Below are 15,301 nucleotides of genomic sequence, written 5' to 3' on the forward strand. Positions count from 1 at the left end.
CCCTGATGGACCGCAGGACGTACACCGCCGAGCTCGCCGGCCTGCGCGAGCTGCGCACCGAGATCACCGCCGCCGAGAAGCAGGTCGCCGCCGCGCAGAAGGAACTGGACAGGCTCACCGCCCAGCGCGCACGCCGCGTGGCCGGACTCGCGGCGTACGAGGGCGCCCAGGCCGCGCCGATCGCGAAGGCCTCCGGGCTGTCGGTCGGCGACGTTGTGCGGATCGCCCCACTGCTGGACCCGACCCCCGCCGCCGTCCGCGCCGCCAGGAGCGACGACCAGGCCGCTGCAGCCGCGCCCGCCCCGGCGCCCGCGGCGGGGCCGGCCGCCGAGCCCGCCACCGCCACCGCCGTCGCTCCGGCGCTCACCCGCCCCGCAGCCGTACCCGAACAGCCGGCCCCGGCCGTCCCGGCCGCCCGGGCCGTCGAGGCGCCGGCCGCCGGGCAGCCCGTCGCACCGCAAGCAGGGCCGGCCGCCGAGGAGACAGAACCCGGCGTACAGGCCGCCTCGACCCCCACGACCGCGCCGGTCCGGGGGGCCGGAGAGCAGCAGGCAGGCACGCCGGCCGGCCCGCGTGAGCTGCCCGCCCTCCCCGAGGGCCCGGCCGCCGCCCGCTTCGAGGCCGTGACCACCGGGCTGGTCTCGAAGCGCCCGAACTTCGTTCAGCAGGCCCGCTCGACGGTGTTCCTGGACGCCGCGACCGGCGACCTGGCGGTGCGCGACCGCGTGGTGCGCCTCGACCTCGGCACCCGCACCCCGGGTCGGATTCTGGACGCCGTCCTCGCCGCCGCCCCGGGCACGGAGCGGATCTACGTCACCGCGGGCGCGCCGTGGCACGACGGCGCCGAGCGCTATTCCACGCTCAAGGACGCGGTCGCCGCCTGGCTGAACACGGCGTCCGAGCGGTGGACGACCGCCGTCGGTACGGGCCGCGACAAGCTGGCCGGGCACTTCGTCCACCAGCGCCAGCCCGTCGGCCGCTACGCCCCCGCAGCCTCCCCGGACGGCCCGGTCACGGAGATCCGCTCGATGGGGGAGTGGTTCGACCCCGACGGCGCGGACGTAGTGACGTGCCGTCAGGCGTTCACGCTGCTGTGGCAGGCGCTGCGGCGGCACTGGGACGATGCGGTGTTGATGGGCTCGCCGTCGCAGACGGGCCGGGACTTGTGGTCGCGCACGATCCCCAGCAGCGGGAAGTGGGCGGGCGGCTACCCGGTCCTGTCGGAGGAGCTGCGGGGCCTGCTGCACGCGACCGGCGGCCAGGGCCGCACCGAGCTGATCCTGCCCCCGCGCGTCCCCGAGCAGCTCCCCGCCCTGGTGGAGTACGACCGCACGTTCGCCTACGCGAAGCACTTGTGGAAGTCCCCGGTCGGGACGCCGCGCCGGATCACCGCGGCCGGGTTCGCGGCGATGACCGGACCGGAGCAGGTCAAGGCGCTGATGTCGTGTTCGCACTGGAACGTGCGGGTGACGGTCCCTCAGGGCTGGAACCACGTCGGCCTGCTTCCCGCCCCGGTGACCGGTGACCGGGCCTGGGTCTACCCCTCGACGCCGGGGGAGACCTTCGTGACGTGGGCGGGCGGCGCCGAAGTCCACCTCGCCCTGTCGAACCACATCGCACCGTGGAAGGTCGAGATCCTCGGCGGCCTCCTCTTCGAGGACGGCAAGCCGCTGGACGAGTGGGGCAAGCGCCTCAAGGCCGCCTGGGCGGACCTGACGAACCTGTCCCGCGCGCACGCCGACGAGCGCCAGCGCCAGGCCGGCTACCTCGCCTCCCGCGCCGTGCGCTCCGTGCTTCTGTTCGGCCTGGGCGGTTTCGCGCAGCGCCCGCGCCTGGTCTCCGGCACCACACCCGTCGGCGAGGCGCTGCCGGCCGGGGTCGAGATCCTCGGGCAGGACGGCGACACGGTCACCTGGCAGCGGCAGGCCGGCTTCTCCCGCGACCCCTACGCGCACCCGGAGTGGGCGGCGTACGTGTGGTCGGGGGCGCGGGCGGCGCTGCTGGACATGAAGTACCGCCAGGGCAAGGAGATCATCGGCCACGCCGGCGCGCTGCACGCCAAGCCGGGGACGGTCGTGTACTTCGGCACGGACGGCATCGCGCTGACCGAGCGTCAGCCCTGGCCGTATCGCGGGGAGCCGGGTGACTACCTCCTCAAGGGCCACTTGACCGGCCCCGTGCCGCACCCGGTCAGCCAGGAGGAGTACCTGAAGCTGCGCGCCCTGGGCCGCGCCGAACTCGCCGAGAAGGGAGCTGACCAGTGAGCCCCGCCGACCCGAACCAGCCGAACGAAGCCGCCCGCCTCACCCAGGAGCTGATCGACCAGGGCTACACCAAGCGCCAGGTCGCCAAGATCCTCGGCCGCGACGCCAGCCTGGTCTCGCAGTTCTTCACCAAGGGCAAGGGCGCGAGCATGGTCGGTGCGCTGCGCCAGCTGGTCCGCGCGGTGCGCGGCGGCGAGCGCGACGAGGAAGCACTGGTCGGGATCGCCGAGGCGAACACCACCCGCCGCCGGACCAGGACCGGGCAGAGGGCCCGGGTCCGCGGCAAGGACACCGTCGGCGAGGCGGGCGGGTCGATGGCCGGCCGCGCGGGCAAGCAGGCCATCCGCTCCGGCGCTTCCCACCTCGCGCCGGTGGTGCACGCCACCGGCCAGGCCGGCGGCCGCCTCGCCTTCACCGTCCGTATGAAGGCCGACCAGTACGTCCACTCGGCCGGGTCGGAGAAGGACTCCGGTGGCATCCGCCGCGGCTTCGTCCCCCGCTCCGACGGCACCGAGGAGCGCACCTACGGCTCCGCCTCCACCGGCGGATTCGACGCCGCCGAGTGGTCCCAGCGCGTCGCCGACCACCACGGCGACGTCACCGAGGCCATGCGCGAGTGGCTGGTCGAGACCGGCCGCGCCGTCGACGACGCCGACATCGCCTACCTCGAAGTCCGCGGCTGGGTTCCCGAGTAACGCCGCCAACGGCCAGCAGCCGGGCCGCACAGACCGAGACCGGCACCATGTGCCCCTTGCTGCCCGGGTCACCGGCCGAACCGGCCGGTGACCCGGGCAGCAACAGCGCGGCACGGGCCGGCAGCAGAGCGAGAGCGGCGAAGCCGAAGAACGCGGCCGCCACCGCCTTCACGAGCGACTCCACACCGACCAGTGCACCGGCCGACATGTCTGCAGCCGCCGCCGTGAACCGCACAGTCACGCGGACGCCCGGCCACAGGCGGGCAGCCTCGGAGAACTCCACAAGCGCCACCGCACCCACGCCGGCCGCAGCAGCCCCACAGCCCGCCGCTACCCGCCCCGTGAACAGCCCAGCACCGGGCGCGAGTGCAACGATCACAGAGCCCCCGTAGACGGCAACAGCCCGGCGATGTGGACGCGCAGCCCGCCCGCCCCTCCGAGCCGTTCCGCGGCCAGCGCCGGAGTGCCCGATGGCAGACATTGTCGGCGATCGCCACCTCCGGACGGCGTCCGAGAACCCGAAGATCACGCCGCATCACCGGCTGGGAACAGACACGGCGGTCGGAGCCCGCCGAAAGGTTGCCCCACCGTCCGGTGGCTTCCGGTCCTTCGCTGCCGCGGCACGGGCGCCGTGCCGATGAGCCTACGATGGTCACCTGCGACGGAGGTGGCGTCAGGAGCCCTGTGTCGCAGGCTGTTTGCTGCCTGCGACACGGCACGGCGGCAGGGGAGAGCGGAGCGGCTGCAACTGTGCACCTGAAGGACTTCTCCGTCAGCGGGTTCCGCTCGCTGACGCTGGTCGAGAACATCCCCGTCAGCGCGCCGACCATCCTGGCCGGCCACAACGACGGCGGGAAGAGCGCAGTGCTCGCCGCCCTCGACTTCCTCCTCGGCGGCTACCGACCGGTCGAACAGGACCGGACCTACACCAACCCGCCGACAGACGCCGCCGCTCCGGCCCGCTGCGCCTCGACCTGGGCCGAAGGCCGCTTCGCCCTGGACGTCGCCGAACAGGCGATGGGCTTCCCGGCCGAGTTGAGGATCCGGCGCCGGGTGGAGGGCGACAGCGCGCCCGTGCTCGAGTACTGGGCCCAGCTCCCGAGCGACCCCAGGCTGCGTGATCTCGACTCGCTGCTCGTACCCGCTCTCAGGGAGCTGGCGGAGACCTTCGGACTGCAGGTCGGGGGAAAAGGGCTCAAGGCCGACCTGCAAGCGGCGCTCGCCGCACACGCGGCGCGGTCTCCGCAGGCAGCCGAATGGACCACCCTGCCCAAGCAGTTGGCGCGGCGGCTGCCGAGGCTGCTGTCGTTCAGCGGGAAGGACGAGAGCCCGGACCGGGCCATCCACACAGCACTGGCCGGCAGCTACCAGGCCCATCTGGCAGACGACGGCCTGCAGGGCCGCCTGCGGACGATCGAGACCGAGGTCACCGACCTGGTCAAGGGCGACGCCGCCGACCTGTGCGCGCACATCAAGGCACACTGCCCGGACCTCGTGGAGGTCTCCGTCGAACCGGAGGTTTCCTTCTCCCACGGCTTCAAGCACGCGCACCTGCACATCTCCCGCGCCCACGGCGAGCGGGTCGACCTCTCCAGGTCCGGCCGCGGCAGCAACCGTCGGATCGCCCTCGCCGTCTGGGAGTGGACCAGCAAACTCCTGGAAGAGCCCCGACCGGACGAGGACGACATGCCGCCCGTCCAGACGATCGTCGTCTACGACGAGCCCGACACCCACCTGGACTACACCCACCAGCGGACCGTGATGGACCTCATCCGCCGCCAGTGCGCGACGGAAGCCGTCAAGGTCGTCGTGGCCACCCACTCGATGAACCTCATCGACGGCGTGGACATCGCCGACGTCGTCCACCTGCGCCTGGAAACGGGCCGCACCGTCGTCGAGCGCCTCGCAGACGACACGCACAAGGGCATCGACCTGCACCTCGGGAAGATCGCCTCCGCACTCGGCCTGCGCAACTCCGTCCTGCTCCACGAGCGCTGCTTCCTCGCCGTCGAGGGAGCCACCGAACAGCAGGCCATCCCGGTGCTCTTCCGCCTCTCGCAGGGGCTGTCCCTGCAAGCGGCCGGCATCGCCCTGTGGGCCTGCAACAACAACGAAGGCGCCCTCCACCTCGCCCGCTACCTCGCCGCCCAGCGCCGCACCGTGATGCTGCTGGTCGACGCCGACAGCCGCAACGTCGCCAAGTTCTTCAAGGACGACCGGCTGCGCCACTACGGTCTCGATCCCGCGACGCAGGTGTCCTTCGTCGGCGAGGCCGAGAACTTCAACGAACTCGAGGAACTCTTCGACGACGAGCTGTGGGCCCGAGTGGCCAACCGCAAGTGGCCGCGCCATGAGGGCGAGCAGCCCTGGGAGGCCGCGGACTTCAAGGCCCACCGCGGTGGCCGGAAATTCAGCAAGGACATTCTGGACATGATTAAGGAGAAGGGAAGCAAGAGCCCGGACGGTAAACCCGAAATGGTCTACGAGTTGGCCACGTCCCTTGACTCCGCTTTCGAGGTGCCATCGCAGTTGAGGGCGGTATTCGTGGCATTGCGCGCAAGTGCGGGCTGATCATTCCCGGACAACGCGTCCTGCTGTAGCCGGGCGGCGCGCCGTGCCTTCATCCGGGCCTTGCGCTGCTCAACGGTCGGGGAGGCCCAGGCATGCCAGCCCACCTCCTCCACCCACTGCCGTGCGTGGACCCGCTCGTCGATGCCACACCACCGGCACCCGTTCGGAGCAGGGAAACCACTACGCAAAGAGCCTTGCTCGGAAGTCATCTCTCCCCCTCTCTGGCCATATTCTTTCCCGCCGCACTGACAATCTCCTGCCCCCGCGCCCGCCGCTCACGCCTCTGCGGCGGCGGTGCTGCGGCCTCCAGCCCGGGCAATTCCCACAGATCACCACCGCGCGGACCAAAACACCGAAGTCGGCCCGCACTCCATACCCGGACGGCTACGGTCAGCGACCATGCGATTGCTCCACACCTCGGACTGGCACCTCGGACGGACGTTCCACCGAGAGCCCCTCATCGACGCCCAGCGCGTCTTCCTCGACCACCTGCTGACCATCGTCCAGGAGCGAGAGGTGAACGCGGTCCTCGTCGCAGGCGACATCTACGACCGGGCCATCCCATCACTGGACGCCGTCGCCCTCTTCGACCACGTCCTCAACAGCCTGGCCGACCTCCACGTCCCCGTCATCATGATCAGCGGCAACCACGACTCGCCCCGCCGTCTCGGCGTCACCTCCCGCCTGATCGAACGAGCCGGCATCCACCTGCGCACCGACCCCGCGACCTGCCACACACCCGCGATGCTGCGCGACGCGCACGGACCCGTCGCCTTCTACGGCCTGCCCTACCTCGAACCGTTCCTGACCCGCGAGGAGATGGCCGCCGACACACCCACCCACCAGGCCGTCCTCGGCGCCGCGATGGACCGGGTCCGCGCCGACCTCGCCACCCGCCCGGCGGGCACCCGCTCCGTCGTCCTCGCCCACGCCTTCGTCACTGGCGGCCACACCAGCGACAGCGAACGCGACATCACCGCCGGCGGCATCCCCACCGTCCCCGCGGCCGTCTTCGAAGGCATCGACTACGTCGCCCTCGGCCACCTCCACCGCCCGCAGAAAGTCACCGACCGCATCCGCTACAGCGGATCCCCCCTCGCCTACTCCTTCTCCGAAGCCGGCTACGCCAAGACCACCTGGCTCGTCGACCTGGACGCCGACGCCAACCTCACCACCGAAGCCCTCGCCTGCCCCCGCCCCCGAATCCTGGACACCCTCACCGGACACCTCGACACCCTGCTCAACGACCACCGGCACGAACACCTGCGCGACGCATGGCTGCACGTCACCCTCACCGACCCGCAACGCCCCATCAACGCCATGGACCGCCTGCGCACCCGCTTCCCCCACACCGTCCAGCTCACCTTCGCCCCCGAAGACGGCGGTCCGGAAAGCAGCACCACCTACACCGAACGCACCCGCCACCGCACCGAACTCGAGATCACCGCCGGATTCGTCGAACACGTCCGAAACGGCCACGCCCCCACCCCCGCCGAACACGACCTCCTGCGCCGAGCAGCCGAAGCTACCCGTCTGAACGACACCGCGAAGGAAGCCCGCTGATGCGCCTGCACACCCTTGCCCTGCAGGCCTTCGGCCCCTTCCGCACCCGGCAGAGCATCGACTTCGACACACTCTCCCAAGGCGGACTGTTCCTCCTGCACGGCGCCACCGGCGCGGGGAAATCCACCATCTTCGACGCCGTCTGCTACGCCCTCTACGGCAACGTGCCGGGGGAGCGGCACCAGAGCGCCCTGCGCAGCCACCACGCCGACCCCGCCACACCCACGCAGGTCGAGCTGGAGTTCAGCATGGCCGGGCGCCGCCTGAGAATCGTGCGCACTCCCCAGCAGGATCGGGCCCGGCGTGACGGAACCGGCACCACGCGGTCGCAGGCCAAGGCCGCTCTGGAGGAACGGCACGGCGACGACGCTCTCGGCCGAGCCCTGTGGAAGCCAGTCACCACCGCCCACCAGGAAGTCGCCCGCGAGATCGAAGCGCTGCTGGGCATGAACCGCGAACAGTTCTGCCAAGTGGTCCTGCTGCCGCAAGGCGACTTCGCGAGATTCCTGCGAGCCAAGGCCGAGGACCGCGCCACCGTCCTGGGGCGCCTCTTCGGCACCCACCGCTTCCGCAACATCGCCCGCTGGCTCACCGACCACGCCAAGGATAGCGGCCAGCGCTGCGACGACGCCCGCCGGGCCGTCCTGCGCGACATCGATCGCATCCAGGACACCGCCGGCACCCCGATCACCGACGCGGTCGAGGAACCGGCCCCCACCGAGGACAGCATCGACACCACCCACCCCACGGCACTCGCCTGGGCACAGGCCGTACACGACCGCACCGCCGAGGCCCACCAGGGCACCGCCGCCACACTGCAGGCCGCCCGCAGGGAGCACAGCACCCAAGAAAGCCGAACCGCACAGGTCCGCATCCTGGCGGAGCGCCAGCGGCGCCACCGCACCGCAGCCCAAGCCCTGTCGGACCTGCAGGCGCAAGCCCCGGCCTTCGAGAACCTGCAGACGATCCTGGAACGCGGTCGCCGCGCCGAGCAGATCCGGCCCCTCATCCAGGCCCTCGACGACGCGGACCATGACTACCAGGAAGCGCACCACGCCGAGACACAGGCCAGGACACAACTGCCAGGCCCCCGACGCGACGACACCGAAGAAAGCCTCACCGCCGCCGAGAACCACCTGAAGAACGACCTCGGCCGCCTCGACGCCCTTCGCCACGACGAACAGCGCTCCGAAGAACTGGCAGCCTCCCTCACCGATCTCGAGGCCGAATTGGACCAGGCGCAGGCCGACCACGACGAAATCGCCCACTGGCTGGACCAGGCAGACACCCGACGCGCAGAGCACACCGCGCGGATCGACCGAGCCCAGCTGGCGCAGACCCACGCAGACAAACTCGCCGCCACCCTGCCGCACCTCGAACAGCAACTCGCCGCAGCCCGCCGACGCGACGACCTGGCCGCCGAGATCACCAAGGCCCGGACCGACACCGACAAACTCAAAGAAGCCGTCATCCACAGCGCGGCACACGCCCGCGGGATCCGGAACCGCCGCATCGACGGCATGGCCGGTGAACTCGCCGGCCGGCTGCGCCCCCAGGAGCCCTGCCTGGTCTGCGGCTCACCGGTCCACCCCCGGCCGGCGACCGCCGCCGCCGACCACCCGAGCAGGGAGGACGAGGCCCGCGCGGAGAAGGCTTACCAGCAGGCCGACCAGACCTGCAAGGAAGCCGAACAGGACCTCGTCCGGCTCATGGCCGAAGCGGCCTCGGCCCAGGAACTGGCCGACGGGCAGACGACCGCCGACCTCCAGCAGCGTCACCGCGCCGACCGACAGACTCACAAGGACCTCCTGGCCGCCGCGGCGGACGCCGCGCCCGCGAACGAGGAACTGCGCACCTTCGACGAGACACGCGCGACCCGGACATCCGAACTCGCCGGCCTGGGCCGACGGATCGGCGACTACCTCGGCCGCCAGGAGACCTGGATCACCGAGCAGGAGACCCTCACCCAACGCCTTGCCCATGCCCTGGCCGGATCCCCGACGATTGCCACCCGCAGCGCCCACCTCGCCGCCGAAGCGGAAGCGATCGCCCGGACACGGGCGGCGATCCAGCGGACGGCAGCGGCCGCAGGGAACCTGGACCGCGCCGGCCGCACCGCCGCGACCGTGCTCGCGGCCACGGGATTCACCACACCCGAGGAAGCCCGCCACGCCATGATCCCCGGTGCCGAACTGGCAGCGCGGGAAAGCGAACTGGAAGCCTGGCGAACAGCCCAGGCCACACATACGGCGACACTCCAGGACCCGGATCTCGCCGAGGCCGCCGCCACGGAACCGGCCGACGAACAGACCGCCGAGGCGATCCTCGCCGCCGCCGCGGACCGCCTGGAGGCAGCGGCCATCGACGAGAGCACCAGCCGCGCCCGCCGCGAGGCGCTGCTCGGCCAGATCGACGACCTCGCACAAGGCATCGGGCGACTGGCACCCCTCCTGGAAGAACACCACGTGGCCAAGCACCTGGCAGACCTCGCCGCAGGAACCTCGGGCGACAACCAGTACCGCATGCACCTGGAGGCCTACGTCCTGGCGGCCCGGCTGGAAGAGGTGGCGAAGGCGGCCAACACCCGCTTGGAACGCATGTCCTCCGGTCGCTACGTGCTGTCCCACACCGACGCACGTACGAGCGGACGCGGCCGCTCCGGCCTCGGCCTGGAGATCCTCGACCAGTGGACCGGCCAGACCCGCGACACCACCACCCTCTCCGGCGGCGAGTCCTTCTTCGCCTCCCTCGCGCTGGCCCTCGGCCTCGCCGACGTGGTCGCCCAGGAAGCCGGCGGCAGCCAGCTCGACACCCTTTTCATCGACGAGGGCTTCGGCAGCCTCGACGACGAGACCCTGGAGGAAGTCCTCGAAGTACTCGACGAACTGCGCTCCTACAGCCGCACCGTCGGAGTCGTCAGCCACGTCGCGGACCTGCGACGGCGCATCCCCACCCAAATGCAGGTCCGTAAGAGCCAAGACGGCTCGACCGTGAATGCCATGGCCACCGCCCCGGCCCACTGATATCCGCGAATCGGCCCGCTTGGTACGACCGTCCGCCAGCAGGACCGCCGAGACCTTCCCCCACGAGCCCCTCGGCCGGGTGGCGCCCCGCGACAGGACGATGTGGGAACCCCCTCACCGACGGGAGGACGTTCCCGCCCTGACCCGCAGTCAAGCGGGGCCCGACTTACCAGACCGCTTCGCGGCATCCGAAGGAGAAGACCGTGGAGACCACCGCCACCATCCAGCTGCCGGCTCCGTTCCAGCCCTCCCGGCCTGCGATGGTGAACCCGCTGCCGTTGCACTGGTTCCAGAAGGACGCGGTGGCGGCCGCGGTGCGCGAGGTGAAGGACGGCGGCCGCGCCACCGTCGTCGCGGCGACCGGCTCCGGCAAGACCCTCATCGCGGCCGGCTGCGCTCGGCGCCTGGCCGCGCGGGGCCGGGTGCTGGTGCTGGTGCCGACGATCGAGCTGCTGGAGCAGACCGCCGAGGCGTGGTCGTTGCGGGGCGGTCGCCGCGGGCTGGCCGTGGCAGCGTGCTCGCGGGAGGAGGCGCTGGAGAGCGCGGAGGCCGGCGGTCGCGTCCACGCCCAGGTTTCGACGCAGGCCCCGCGGATCGCCGACCTGGTCGTCAAGGAGAAGGCCGGCGAGCCGGTGACCGTGTACGCCACCTACGCCTCCCTGGAGCGCATCGTCCAGGCCCACCAGCTGTACGACCTGCCCGAGTGGGACCTGGTGGTCATCGACGAGGCCCATCGTACGGCCGGTTCGGAAGGGAAAGCGTGGGCCGCGATCCACAACGACGCCCAGGTCCCGGCAAAGCGCCGGCTGTACTTCACCGCCACGCCCAGGATCGCGGACGACCGGCGTGCGAAGGACGGCCTGGCCGACCTCGCCGACACCGACGGCGCCGAGAGGTTGCCCGCGCTCTGCTCCATGGACTCGGAGGAGATCTACGGCAAGGTCTGTTTCACCTGGACCCTCGGACAGGGGATCGAGCACGGCTACCTCGCCGACTACCGCGTGCTCGTGCCGGTGGTCACCGACGAGGACCTGCGCGAGCTGCTCAACCTCCCCGCCGTCGCCGACCTGCGCTCCCAGCGCTCCAACGAGGAACTGCTGCGCCTGGCCCTTCAGGTCGCGGTGCTGCGCGCGGTCGCCGACCTCGGCCTGCGCCGCGTGATCACGTTCCACTCGCGGGTGACCGGAGCGCGGGAGTTCGCGAGCACCCTGCTGGACGCCTCGGAGCTGCTGCCCGACGCGGAACGCCCGGAGCGGATCTGGGCGAAGGCGGTGGCCGGCACCGACCGGCTCAAGGACCGCCGGGCCGCGTTCACGGAGTTCAAGGCCCACACCGGCGAGGACGGCGAGGAGTGCGGCATCCTGTGCAACAGTCGGCTCCTGACGGAAGGAATCGACGTCGCCGCCGTGGACGCCATCTGCTTCGCGGACCCCAAGTCCTCGGTCATCGACATCGTCCAGGCCGTCGGCCGCGCGCTGCGCCAGTCCTACCGGCAGGGCAAGGTCAGCTGGGTCATCATCCCGGTCTACCTGCCGACGCCGGAGGTCGGCGACGACACCGCCACCACACACCCCGCCGAGGTCCACGACGCCGGCGAGGCCGTGAAGGCCGAGGCCGACGCCGAGATCGAGGCCAGCTCGTTCCGCACCATCTGGCGGGTCCTGCGCGCCCTCGCCGCGCACGACGCCCGGGTGGTCGGCCGGATCACCGAGCTGCGCGCCTCCCGCTCGCAGGGCACCGCGCACACCACCGCGGCCAAGCCCGCCGAGGGCTCGGCCGCCGAGGCCGGGGAAGGCGAGCAGCAGCCGGCCCCGGCCGAGTCACCGATCGAGTGGCTGCGGATCAACGCCCGGCAGCACGCCGCCCGGATCCTCCAGACCGTCAAGCTGCGCGCGTTCAACCCGCGCGCGGTCGAGTGGCAGCGGATGCACGCCGTCGCGGCGGTCTTCCACCTCCAGCACGGCCACCTCGACCCCACCGACAAGACCAAGCACGCCGAGCTGATCTCCTGGCTCACCCGCCAGCGCCACCTGAACAGCCAGGGCCTGCTCGACCCGGCCCGCGTTTCAGAGCTGGACGCGCTCGGCATGATCTGGTCGAAGAACGCCAACGCCTGGGAACGCGGCGCCGCCTACGCCGCCGCGTTCCACCGCCAGCACGGTCACCTGGCGATCCCCGCCACGGCGAAGCTCGACGACTACGCGGTGGGCGCGTGGATGCGCCGCCAGCGCAAGGCCGAGAACCTCACCGCCGACCAGCTGGCGAAGCTCGACGCGCTGGACGAGCTGTGGCGGCTGGAGCCGGACTGGAACCGCTCCTACCGCCGCCTGCTCGCCTACCTCGCCGCCGGCGGCAGCTTGGCCGGCCCCGCCAACCGCACCGGCCTCGGCGACGACCCCGCCTTCCGCCCCGGCACCTGGCTGCGCAAGCAGGACAAGGCCCGCACCGGCGGCAAGCTGACCGACCAGCAGACCGCGCTCCTGGACGCGCTCACCCGGCACGCCGAGATCGTCACCGGCTGACCCGCGCCCCGCAAGACTTCAGTAGCACCACCGCCCCGGGCCGCCCCGCGCTCGCTCTCCTGGAGTCCGCGCTGCACGGCAACGGCCGCACCCTGCTGACCAGCTCGCCACGGCCGCCGGCCACACCCCGAGCAGGCGTCAGCCGCCATCTCCCGGTTGGAGTACGACATCCTCGACTGGGCCTTGGCCGTCGCCGAAAGCACGACCTGGCGCTGTCCCGACGAGCACAGCGACGACCTCGACAGCGGACGGATGGCCGGCTGCGACGTCGCGCAGGCCCGCCTCGCCGAGCGGGCCGAGCGGGCCCGTACCGAGGCCCGCGACGCCGGTCCCGCCGCTCCGCCGGAACCGCCGCCGCGGTCGACCACCTGTTTCTCGCACCCGACACCGGAAGGCACCGCGCGATGGCCGACACCACCAAGCCCGCCGCGCCCGAGACGAATTTCTTCGATTGCCCTACAGCTCCGCCCACCGCTGGATGAGGTCCTCGATCGGGGCGGCGCCGGCCAGCAGCTCCGATTCATCCATGTGGTCGCCCGCCGGGCGGGTGACGCGACGTCAGTGTCATCACTTACCGTCATGGAAATAAATCATTGAGTGATGGAGGTGTCGATATGAAGGACGACGCTGTTCTCGTCGAGCTGCGCGATCGTTTGCCCGTCTTGGCGGGTGAGTACGGCCTGCACGTGATTCCAGCTCTACCGGAGGACCACCCAGGTCGTGCGGATGTGGACGGCGAAGCGGTGACAGCAGACGAATTCTGCGGCCTCGCACGTGCGGCCGGTGCCCGGGTGCTGTTCCATCGCACGACCACCTTCGACGCCGACGACTTCCTGGCCGATGTCTTCGAGGAGTACGACGACCCAGATTCCCCATTGGGGCGCGAGACCGGTGTGATCGAACGCTTGCGGCGCCGAGCCGAGCGTCGCGATGGACAGGTGGAGGAAGTGCAGCTCTGCGCCGTCCTGGACGGCATCGCCGTGTTCTGGTCCCGCCAGGCCTCCTGGGCCAAGGACCTGGCGGCCGACGCCGAAAAGGCGCAGGAGGAGCAGGACAACGCCGTCGAGCGGATTCGTACAGACCACGCGAAGGGCGAACAGGCAGAGGTTGCGCGGCTTTCGCGCCTGCTGCAGGACGAGCCGTCCTTCCGCGAGGCCAAGGACTCCCAGGCCCGACGCAGGGCAGCCGAGCGGCTGCTGCCACGCTCGGACGAACGCGACTACGAGGCGCACCGGATTCGGATGCGTGCGGTGCACGAGGCCATCAGCGCAATCGACGAGGCCGCGGAGGCCGTCTTCAGCGAGTACATGACCCAGCTGCCGGCACTTGCCGAGGAACTTGTCGCCAGTGGCGTCCTCGACGGAGCCCGCACGATCCCGGCCCGAAAGATCCACCTCAGGGAATTCCTCCGGAAGCGGTCCGGAGGCCACAACCCGCCGGTCGACCTGATGACCCTGATGATGGAGCTGCCGCAGCTGCGCAACGCCTCGGGTGCCGTGGTTCCCCATCCTGCCGCACAACAGCGTGACGAAACGCTCTTCGGCATGGAACAGGGCTGAGCCGGCCCTCTTCCCGCAGGTGGTTCGGGCAGCAGCCCGATCGGCTTGCGCCGGCCCGGCCGCCTTTGTTGAACCTGCCCGGGAAGGCCGGCCCCGGCGCCCGGTCGGGTGTTCGGCCGGCTCGGCGTGCGGTTGGTCCACTGTCCATGGGCGCCGACTACTTCTCCGGGTACTTCCTGGCACCGGGCGAAGTACCCGAACGGCAGGGCAGGGTCGCGGCACCAGGTGGAGCGGAAAGGATGACCACCTGGTGCCTCGTGCGGGCCGGGGGAGCGGCTCCCGGCCGCCGCGGGCCACCCGGCGGTCCGGCGGCCGGGCCGTCGCACTCCTCGTACTGTTCGTACTGCTTGTACTTCTCGCACCTGTCCCACCCGGACTCGCCGCTGGCCGCTCCTGCGCCGCTTCTTGCCCGACGATTCCCGCAAGGACCTGCCCCAGGACAGCTTTTGGGAGCCGAAGTCCGCCGTCGTGCCGTCCCGGGAAGCGGTCGTCGCACAGGAGGAGGCCGATCGGGACGCTCCCGCGCGGCGCGCACAGATCGACGAATGGGCGAGGCAAGGCGTGCTGCGCCGGGGCCTGGTACTTGGTTGCGGCCGCTGTCCGATCTTCGAGTTCCATCCGCTCGCCGAAATCAGGTGGGCTGTGGCTGCCGGTCGCTCAGCACCTGCGAACCCGGCCTCGGGCCCGGTCCGCACCGGTCGGGGAGGAGTTCGAACTCCTCCGAGACGGCAACCCCTTCGTCGAGATCGACTTCGCACTCGCGACCAGCGCCGGACCGTGGCCCGGCGAGGCCGAGAAGGAAGACAAGCTCGACGGCACTCGCAAGGAGTGGAAGCGGGAGATCTGCGGGCTCCTCGAAGGCTGTTCGGCAGTCGGGGCCACTGGACTCGTCCCGCCAACCGCTCGACCGGCCCGGAATGCCGAACCGACCGGGATCGTCCAGGACGGACTGCGCGGACGTCGGCAGGCACACAAGGGCGTTCCCGAGATCCGGCTTCCGGCGGGTCTTCGGAATGACCCGCGACTGACACCGCCGGCGCAGGACGGTCGGGATCCGGTGGGTCGGGGCGCTGTTGCGGTGGCCGGCTCCCGTGCTCGGGCTGT

General features: G+C 71.3%; 8 protein-coding genes. All 8 read left to right on the forward strand.

The annotated features are described in order from the left end of the window. The first annotated feature begins 5 nt into the window (after positions 1-5). The gene (locus ACFYST_RS15415) at positions 6-2,264 is read left to right on the forward strand and encodes a hypothetical protein (RefSeq protein WP_387862556.1); all 2,259 of its coding nucleotides are present in this window, start codon (positions 6-8) and stop codon (positions 2,262-2,264) included. Beyond that, positions 2,261-2,959, forward strand: coding sequence for a helix-turn-helix domain containing protein (locus tag ACFYST_RS15420; RefSeq protein ID WP_189278140.1), 699 nt, complete (start codon positions 2,261-2,263; stop codon positions 2,957-2,959). Before ACFYST_RS15415 ends, ACFYST_RS15420 begins: the two co-directional genes overlap by 4 nt. Positions 2,960-3,709: 750 nt before the next feature. Next, positions 3,710-5,530 carry an ATP-dependent endonuclease gene (locus ACFYST_RS15425; protein ID WP_387862560.1) on the forward strand — a complete coding sequence of 607 codons (1,821 nt, stop codon included), beginning with the start codon at positions 3,710-3,712 and terminating at the stop codon, positions 5,528-5,530. Between the two features lie 399 nt (positions 5,531-5,929). Continuing rightward, a complete protein-coding gene (locus ACFYST_RS15430) occupies positions 5,930-7,093 on the forward strand; it encodes an exonuclease SbcCD subunit D (RefSeq protein WP_387862563.1) in 1,164 nt (387 codons plus the stop codon). Next, complete coding sequence (locus ACFYST_RS15435; RefSeq protein WP_387862564.1) at positions 7,093-10,116, forward strand: AAA family ATPase; 3,024 nt, start codon at positions 7,093-7,095, stop codon at positions 10,114-10,116. Before ACFYST_RS15430 ends, ACFYST_RS15435 begins: the two co-directional genes overlap by 1 nt. 203 nt (positions 10,117-10,319) lie before the next feature. Next, positions 10,320-12,638: a Helicase associated domain protein gene (locus tag ACFYST_RS15440; protein ID WP_387862566.1), complete on the forward strand. Its 2,319-nt coding sequence runs from the start codon at positions 10,320-10,322 to the stop codon at positions 12,636-12,638. Positions 12,639-12,794: 156 nt separating this feature from the next. Then, positions 12,795-13,235 (forward strand): hypothetical protein, encoded by a 441-nt coding sequence (locus ACFYST_RS15445; RefSeq protein WP_387862569.1) that lies wholly within the window; start codon positions 12,795-12,797, stop codon positions 13,233-13,235. Between the two features lie 17 nt (positions 13,236-13,252). Continuing rightward, the gene (locus ACFYST_RS15450) at positions 13,253-14,197 is read left to right on the forward strand and encodes a hypothetical protein (protein ID WP_387862572.1); all 945 of its coding nucleotides are present in this window, start codon (positions 13,253-13,255) and stop codon (positions 14,195-14,197) included. Positions 14,198-15,301 lie beyond the last annotated feature (1,104 nt).

The organism is Kitasatospora sp. NPDC004614, assembly GCF_042873675.1.
Lineage (GTDB): Bacteria > Actinomycetota > Actinomycetes > Streptomycetales > Streptomycetaceae > Kitasatospora.

What these genes read in the sequence shown, in the direction of transcription:
- ACFYST_RS15415 (WP_387862556.1), top strand. Translation starts at nt 6, where the DNA reads ATGGACCGCAGGACGTACACCGCCGAGCTCGCCGGCCTGCGCGAGCTG.
- ACFYST_RS15430 (WP_387862563.1), top strand. Translation starts at nt 5,930, where the DNA reads ATGCGATTGCTCCACACCTCGGACTGGCACCTCGGACGGACGTTCCAC.
- ACFYST_RS15435 (WP_387862564.1), top strand. Translation starts at nt 7,093, where the DNA reads ATGCGCCTGCACACCCTTGCCCTGCAGGCCTTCGGCCCCTTCCGCACC.
- ACFYST_RS15450 (WP_387862572.1), top strand. Translation starts at nt 13,253, where the DNA reads ATGAAGGACGACGCTGTTCTCGTCGAGCTGCGCGATCGTTTGCCCGTC.